Annotated in this window: 4 protein-coding genes; all 4 read left to right on the forward strand. The window is 64.6% G+C overall.

Annotated elements, in window-relative coordinates; translation table 11 throughout:
- Positions 1–3 precede the first annotated feature (3 nt).
- The 4 genes from ABE424_RS18660 to ABE424_RS18675 all read left to right on the forward strand — a co-directional run bounded on the left by ABE424_RS18660 (position 4) and on the right by ABE424_RS18675 (position 5,739).
- Positions 4–1,164 (forward strand): FtsX-like permease family protein, encoded by a 1,161-nt coding sequence (locus ABE424_RS18660; RefSeq protein WP_319209689.1) that lies wholly within the window; start codon positions 4–6, stop codon positions 1,162–1,164.
- A gap of 10 nt (positions 1,165–1,174) precedes the next feature.
- On the forward strand, positions 1,175–2,485 hold the full coding sequence (locus ABE424_RS18665; RefSeq protein ID WP_346492590.1) for an ABC transporter permease: 1,311 nt from the start codon (positions 1,175–1,177) through the stop codon (positions 2,483–2,485).
- 98 nt (positions 2,486–2,583) lie between these two features.
- On the forward strand, positions 2,584–2,832 hold the full coding sequence (locus ABE424_RS18670) for a hypothetical protein (RefSeq protein ID WP_346492591.1): 249 nt from the start codon (positions 2,584–2,586) through the stop codon (positions 2,830–2,832).
- 84 nt (positions 2,833–2,916) lie between these two features.
- Positions 2,917–5,739: a TonB-dependent receptor gene (locus ABE424_RS18675; protein WP_346492592.1), complete on the forward strand. Its 2,823-nt coding sequence runs from the start codon at positions 2,917–2,919 to the stop codon at positions 5,737–5,739.
- Positions 5,740–6,571 lie beyond the last annotated feature (832 nt).

Below are 6,571 nucleotides of genomic sequence, written 5' to 3' on the forward strand. Positions count from 1 at the left end.
GCGATGAAATACTTCTCGCTGGTCTGGGCACAGCTGTTCCGCAGCAAGACCCGCACCCTGCTGACCTTGCTGTCGGTGGTGGCGGCCTTCCTGCTGTTCGGCATGCTCGATTCGGTCCGGGTGGCCTTCAACTCCGGTGGTGACACCATCGAAGGCGCCAAGCGGCTGGTGGTGTCCTCCAAGCTCTCGATCACCCAGAGCCTGCCGCTACGGCTGCTGCGCGACATCGAAGCCACTCCGGGCGTGCGCAAGGTCAATTACGCGATGTGGTTCGGCGGCATCTACCAGGACCAGAAGAACTTCTTCCCGAGCTTCTCGGTCTCGGACAACTACATGGACCTCTACCCCGAGTTCGAGCTGCCGCCCGAGCAGGCCGAGGCGTTCAAGAACACCCGCACCGGCGCGCTGGTCGGTGAAGCGCTGGCCAAGCGCTTCGGCTGGAAGGTCGGCGACACCATTCCGATGCAGGCCACGATCTTCCCGCGCAAGGGCAGCAACGACTGGCCGCTGGAGCTGAGTGGCATCTACCGCGCCAAGGACCGCAACAACGCTGGCGCGGAGAATCAGCTGCTGCTGCACTGGAGCTACTTCGACGAGTCCAACGATTACATCAAGAACCAGGTCAGCTTCTACACCGTGCAGCTGGACAACCCGGCGCATGCCTCACGCGTTGCCCAGGCGATCGACGCGCTGTCGCTGAACTCCGACCACGAAACCAAGTCGCAGACCGAAGCGTCGTTCTCGCAGGCCTTCGCCAAGCAGTTCGCCGATATCGGCCTGATCGTCACCGGCATCATGGCGGCGGTGTTTTTCACCCTGGTGCTGCTGACCGGCAACACCATGGCCCAGGCAGTGCGCGAGCGCATCCCGGAGCTGGCGATCCTCAAGACGCTGGGCTTCAAGGACGGCACGGTGCTGGTGCTGGTGATGGTCGAGTCGGTGCTGCTGATCGTGCTCGGTGGGCTGATCGGCATGGGCCTGGCCTCGATCGTGATGCCGGTGATCAGCGCCAGCAGCCAGGGCATGATCAGCCTGCCCGGCGTGCCGGCGCAGACGTGGGTGATGGCACTGGGCCTGATGGCGGTGATCGGGATCGTGGTGGGCCTGCTGCCGGCATTGCGCGCGCAGCGGTTGAAGATCGTCGATGCACTGGCCGGGCGCTGAGGAGACCACCATGAACAAACAATGGATGTGGAACGTACTGACCGTGGTGGCGCTGCTGGTCGCCCTGGTGGTGTGGATCGTGCTGCCGTGGTGGATGGTGCTGGCGATCGCCGTGCTGTTGGCCGCCTGGCTGGTGCTGACCCGCACTGGCCGGCTGTCGCTGGCGGCCGCGCGCATCGGCATCGCCAGCCTGCCGCAGCGCTGGGGTGCCTCCTCGGTGATCGTGGTCGGCATCGCCGGGGTGGTCGGGGTGCTGGTGGCCATGCTGGCGATGGGCGATGGCTTCAAGGCCACCCTGGAGCGCAGCGGCAGCGATGACGTGGCGATCGTGCTGCGCGGTGGCTCGCAGGCGGAAACCAACTCTGTGATCATGCGCGACCAGGTCCCGCTGATCGAGACCCTGCCCGGCGTGGCCCGCGGCAGCGACGGCAAGCCGCTGATCTCCGCCGAGCTGTCGCAGGTGATCAGCCTGCTCTCGCGCAGCGACCACAGCGATACCAACGTGCAGTTCCGCGGCGTCGGCGAGCAGGCGTGGGCGGTGCGCGACAACGTGCGCATCATCGCCGGCCGCAGGTTCAAACCGGGCCTGCGCGAGATCGTGGTCGGCAAGGGCGCGCAGGCGCAGTTCGAGGGCCTGGAGATCGGCAAGACCCTGCAGCTGGGCAAGCAGGAATGGACGGTCGTGGGCGTGTTCGCCTCCAACGATGTGCACGAGTCGGAGCTGTGGTCGGACACGCAGACACTGTCGACCACCTACAACCGCAGTGCCTACCAGTCGGTCAACGTGCGCACCGAAGGGGCGGCGGGCTTCCAGCAGTTCAAGGCGGCCATGGAGGCCGACCCGCGCCTGAAACTGGATGTCGAGACCACCCGCGACTACTACCGCAAGCAATCCGGTGGCCTGAGCAAGCTGATCAGCATCCTGGGCACGGTGATCGGCGCGATCATGGCGATCGGCGCGGTGTTCGGTGCGCTCAACACGATGTATGCGGCCGTGGCCACGCGCGCACGTGAGATCGCCACCATGCGCGCGATCGGATTCCGCGGCGTGCCGGTGGTGACGGCGGTGATGCTGGAGACGATGCTGCTGGCCCTGCTCGGCGGTCTGCTCGGTGGGCTGGTGGCGTGGCTGGTGTTCAACAACTACACCGTGTCCACGCTGGGCAACAACTTCAGCCAGGTGGTGTTCCAGTTCCAGGTGTCCCCGCAGCTGCTGTGGACGGGCCTGAAGTGGGCACTCGGGATCGGCCTGGTCGGCGGCCTGTTCCCGGCACTGCGCGCGGCGCGGCTGCCGATCACCACGGCATTGCGCGAGACCTGAGCGATACGTTTGAACAACGCGCGTGCGCGTGATCGCGCACGCGGAATACCAAGTCTGGAACCGCACTTGCAAGAGTGCGGTTCTTTTTTTGTGCGCGCGTGTTCACTGCACGTTTAGCTGTCGATCGCGCAGCTGTACGCGCGCTGCCTCGACACGCCGCACGCACTCAAGTTGCCTCGCACGTCGCCGCTATTGCTGCCTCGGCCCACCGCGGTGGTGCTGTTTTCTTCGCGCTGCACGACGATGTGAAAAAGGTTTCGTCTGAATGCGTGGATTTGTCAGCCATCGTTCATTTAAAGCGCTTTTTACGCTTTCAAATGAAAGTAAAAATTTTGAAAAGTCATTAGACTCCCGCCCCCCACGTCGTGGTGTGTTGTTCCCCACGCCGCCCGAACGGGCGAATGTTTTTACAGAGAAAGAGAAACGCACGGATGTATTTGAAGACCAATCCGCTGCGCAACGCGATCGCCATCGCGCTTGTCGCCAGCTGCAGTGCCCCCGCCTTCGCACAGAGTGCCGATGACGGCACCACCAACCTCGATCGCATCGAGATCACCGGCTCGCGCATCCGCCAGGCCAGCGTCGAGTCCGCCCAGCCGGTCGTCGCGCTGAACCGCGCCGAGATCGAGAAGAAGGGCTACGTCAACGTCGCCGACATCCTGCAGGACGTCACCGCCGCCGGTTCGCCGAGCATGAGCCGTGCCTCCTCGCTGGAATCCGGTCGCGACTTCGGCGGGATGTACGTGAGCCTGCGCAACCTGGGCCCGGAACGCAGCCTGGTGCTGATCGATGGCCGCCGCATGGGCGTCAGCGCCGGCGGTTACTCCGATCTGGCCTCGATCCCGTCCTCGATCGTGGAACGCGTGGAAGTGCTGACCGACGGTGCCTCGGCCCTGTACGGCTCGGACGCCATCGCCGGCGTGGTCAACATCATCACCCGCAAGAACTTCGACGGCGCGGAAGTCAGCGCCTACGTCGGCCAGTACAGCGAAGGCGACGGCCAGAAGACCGCCTACAGCGCGACCTTCGGCAAGACCTTCGACCGCGGCTGGGTCACCGTGGGTGGCGAGTACACCGACGAAGATCCGGTCCTGGGTGGCGAGCGTGAGTTCACCGCGTACCCGAACGGCCCGCGCCACACCGCCGACGGCCTGAGCGGCGTCACCCCGTGGGGCTACGCGACCGTGGATGGCAGGAACCTCAGCGTGGGTCCGGGCGGCGATCCGACCCAGCTGGGCAACTTCACGCCGGCCGACAAGGCCAACGATGCCAACACCAAGACCAACATGAGCCTGCTCACCGGTCTGCAGCGCAAGTCGGTGTTCGCCAACGGTGGCTTCTCGATCACCGATGACCTGCGCCTAGTCGCCGATGCGCTGTACAGCGAGCGCGAGTCGAGCAAGCAGCTGGCCGGTTACCCGTACCAGAGCACCGGTTCGCGTGCGCTGCTGTCCAAGGACAGCGCGTTCAACCCGTTCGGCCGTGACGTGGCGTTCGCGCACCGCACCGAAGAACTGCCGCGCGGCACCGAGAACAACCTGACCACCAAGCGCGCCAGCCTGGGCCTGGAAGGCAGCTTCGACACCGGTTCGCGTTACTGGGACTGGAACGTCAGCTACATGTACAACCGCAATGAAGGCGAGCGCATCGGCACGGGCAGCATGTACCAGCCGAACGTGAACCAGGCCGTGGGCCCGTCGTTCATCGATGGCCAGGGCATTGCCCATTGCGGCAGCGTCGGCAACGTGATCGCCGGCTGCACCCCGTGGAACCCGCTGGCCCCGATGGGTTACACCGGCCCGGGCTCGATGAGCAACCAGGATGTGCAGGACTTCCTGTTCACCCGCTTCACCGACAAGATGCAGAGCACCACCAAGGTGGCCAGCGCGAACATCTCCGGCTCGCTGTTCAGCCTGCCGGCCGGTGACATCCTGGGTGCACTGGGTGTCGAGCACCGCAGCGAAGAAGCCAGCTACTCGCCGGACCTGATGGTCCAGCAGGGCCAGATCGCCGGCACCACCGGCCAGCCGACCCAGGGCGACTACTCGCTCAACGAGGTCTACCTGGAACTGCAGGTCCCGCTGCTGGCCGACATGGCCTTCGCCCGCGAACTGTCGCTGGACATGGCCGGTCGCTACTCGGACTACAACAACTTCGGCTCGACCACGAACACCAAGTTCGGCCTGAAGTGGAAGCCGATCGACAGCCTGCTGGTGCGCGCCACCTACGGCACCGGCTTCCGTGCACCGACCGTGGAAGATCTGTACGGCGGCACCACCAGCACGCGTGACTCGTACACCGATCCGTGCGACACCACCTTCGGCGCGGCCGCCAACAACCCGCAGGTCCTGGCGCGCTGCCTGGCCAACGGTGTCCCGGCCAACTTCCGCCAGCTCGCCGCTGACGGCACCGCCGCGACGGTACCGGGCCAGCAGGGTGGCACGGACTTCAGCTCGGGCTCCAACGCCGCGCTGAAGCCGGAAACCGCCAAGACCTGGACCGTGGGCGTGGTGTACAGCCCGGAGTTCGTCTCGGGCCTGGACCTGAGCCTGGACTGGTGGAAGATCCGCATCAACGACGTGATCGTCGGTGAGTCGGCCACGGACATGCTCAACCAGTGCTACGTGCTGGGTGTGGACGCTGCGTGCGACCGCTTCACCCGTGCCAAGTCGGGCCGCACCCTCGGCCAGGTCAACGGTCTGGACCGCACGCTGTTGAACGCGGGCTACCAGGAAACGGCCGGCTATGACCTGTCGGTCCGCTACCGTCTGCCGGAGCTGGCGATCGGCAAGTTCGCGGTCTCCTGGAACACCACGTACGTGGATTACCTGGAGCGCAAGAACGACAACGTCGACACCACCCCGGTGCGTCAGTACACGGGCTGGGAAGGCAACTTCCGCGTGCGTTCGAACCTCAATCTGGATTATCAGTACGGCAACTTCGGCCTGGGCTGGACGGCGCGTTACTACTCCAGCATGAAGGAGAACTGCGCTTACACGACGGAGTGCAGCAATCCGGGCTTCAGCTCGGCCTATACGGGCCAGCAGGGCATCAACAAGGTGGGTTCGAACACGTTCCACGATGTCCAGGTGCGTTATGTGCTGCCGTGGAATGGCACGGTGTCGATGGGCGTGAACAATGTGTTCGACCATCAGGGTCCGATCATGTACAGCCAGCCGAACAGCAGCTTCACGTACTACGGTGGGTTCGATATCGGCCGTTACATGTACATGAAGTACCAGCAGCGTTTCTGATCGGGTTCGCCTGATCAACCCTTTCTGATCTGCGGCTTACTCTCTCCAAGCCGCTGAGTGGAAGTAAGACGGCGCCTTCGGGCGCCGTCTTTTTTTGATCTCCGTTATTGGAGCAACGGCTCTTAGAGCAGCGGCCCTTAGAGCAACAGCTCTTGGAGCAACAGCTCTTGGAGCAACAGCGCTCAGAGCAACTGCCTTTAGTGCTGGACTCGCCCTGGCTTGGGCGGGCACGGGTGGGTTGTCGGGACCCGCTGCAAGTACGTCCATGTAAGCTCATATGCCGCCATCCATGGCGGCATATGGTCCCGCCAACCCACCCGTGCCCACCCTTTGACAATGGGCTGGTGCGCAATGGAAAAGCGGCACCCCGGCTTAGGCTCTTGATCTGCTCGGCTCTTGATCTGCTCGCCTTTGATCCGCCCAGCTTGATGGGCTCAGCGTTGCTTTGCTCTGCCTCACAGACTCCGCGCCAGTTCGCTCGACCTGCTTGGCTACGCTCTGTCGTGGCTGCGCTCTGTCATGCCCACGCTTCGACCCGCGTTGCTTCCACCAGATCAATACGCTCGGCGCGACAGCAATGGCGCCGAGCTGCCGAGCCGCCCGTCGCTTTGACCTTGGCCACCAGCCCACTGTCGGGGGCGGGGTGTGGGTGGGTGTGCGGGACCATATGCCGCCATGGATGGCGGCATATGAGCCCCCATGGATGGGTTCACGGCGGGTCCCGCGCACCCCCCCCCCCCCCCCCCCCCCCCCCCAACCCCCCCCCCCAAGGGTGAAAGCATAAAAGGGTTTGAAGCAATAAAGCCCCCCAACCCCCACCCCCCAAAACCCG

Source organism: Stenotrophomonas sp. TWI1149 (genome assembly GCF_039673155.1).
Lineage (GTDB): Bacteria > Pseudomonadota > Gammaproteobacteria > Xanthomonadales > Xanthomonadaceae > Stenotrophomonas > Stenotrophomonas maltophilia_AA.